Source organism: Arthrobacter sp. Bi26, assembly GCF_918697925.1.
Lineage (GTDB): Bacteria > Actinomycetota > Actinomycetes > Actinomycetales > Micrococcaceae > Arthrobacter.
In genome coordinates, this window is record NZ_CAKKMF010000205.1 from 1 (window position 1) to 1,431 (window position 1,431).

General features: G+C 76.2%; 1 protein-coding gene. It reads left to right on the forward strand.

The genetic code is table 11. From position 1 onward, the window contains the following. Window positions 1-38: 38 nt before the first annotated feature. On the forward strand, window positions 39-1,431 hold a 1,393-nt coding region (locus LQV16_RS23460), incomplete at its 3' end, for an HNH endonuclease signature motif containing protein (protein ID WP_229996225.1).

The following is a 1,431-nucleotide window of genomic DNA, read 5'->3' on the forward strand; positions in this document are numbered from 1 at the left end:
ACAGCAGGACAGCATGGAGTGCGGAGAGCAGGGCGGCCGTGGAGGCCGTCGCCGCGTCCGCTGCCGCGCTTGCTGGCCTGATCGGGGCCGGCGCGGACCGCTCCGATCCGCCCGGCGCCGACCCCGTGAGTGATGCCGATCCGCTGCGGAGCGTGGCGGACGGTTGCCTGGACGGGCTGGCCGAGGCGGCCCGGCTGGAGGCCCGGACCGCGGCGCTGAAGGTGCGGCTGGCCGCGGACTACGCGCGGGCCACCGGGGCGCTGGCGCCGCCGGCGGCGTCCCCGCCCGAACGCACGGCCCAGGCCATGGCCATGGTCGCCGAGGTCGCCTGTGTCCTGACCGTCAGCGAACGGACCGCCGGCGCCCTCCTGTCCGATTCCCTGGCGCTGACCACGGCGCTGCCGCTGGCCCTGGCGGCGCTGCAGGCCGGGACGATCTCCTGGCAGCACGCCCGGATCATCGTCGAGGAAACCTCCGGCCTGGAACCGGCCGCAGCGGCCGGGCTGGAGGCGCACTTCCTGGACCCCGGCGCGCCCAGCCCGGCCCGCGGCTGCCCGGCCGGGGACCTCATCCCGTCCCGGTTCCGGGCCAAGGCACGCACCTGGCGCGAACGCCACCACCCGGTCAGCATCGAACAGCGCCACGCCAAGAGCGCCGCGGACCGGCGGGTCGATTTCGCCCCGGACCGGGACGGCATGGCCTGGCTCTCGGCCTACCTCCCGGCCGACACCGCCGCCGGGATCTGGGAACGGACCACCGCCGCCGCCCGCGCCCTCCAGGGCCCGGACGAGGCCCGGAACCTCTCCCAGCTCCGCGCCGACGTCGCCGCCACCTGGCTCCTCACCAACGAAATGGCCGACGGCGGCACCGGCCTGGGCGGAACCGGCGGAATGCCCGACGGCGCGGCCGGCCTGGGCGGGGGTGCGGCCGGGGGTGGTGTGCCGTCGCCGCGGGCGCAGGTGCTGATCACCGTCCCGGTCCTGTCGCTCCTGGGCGCCGGCGAGGAACCGGCCACCCTGGACGGGTACGGGCCGATCCCGCCGTCCATGGCCCGCCGCCTGATCACCGGCGGCGCGGACTCCTTCTACCGGGTCCTGACCGACCCCCGCGACGGCGCCCCGCTGGAAATCGGCCGGACCAGCTACCGTCTGACGAAGGCCCAGCGCCACTGGCTCCGGCTCCGCGACGGCCGGGGCCCGTTCCCCGGCTGCGGCAACCACTCCCTGGACAACGAGGCAGACCACCTCCTGGCCTGGGCCGACGGCGGCACCACCGGCATCTCCAACCTGGGCCAACCCTGCCCCAGACACCACCGGCTCAAACACGGCTCCGCCTGGCAACCCACCCGGGCCGGCAAGGACCACCCGCCGGGCTGGATTTCACCGTCCGGCCGGCACTACCCCAGCGAGCACCAGGACTGGGAACCGCCCC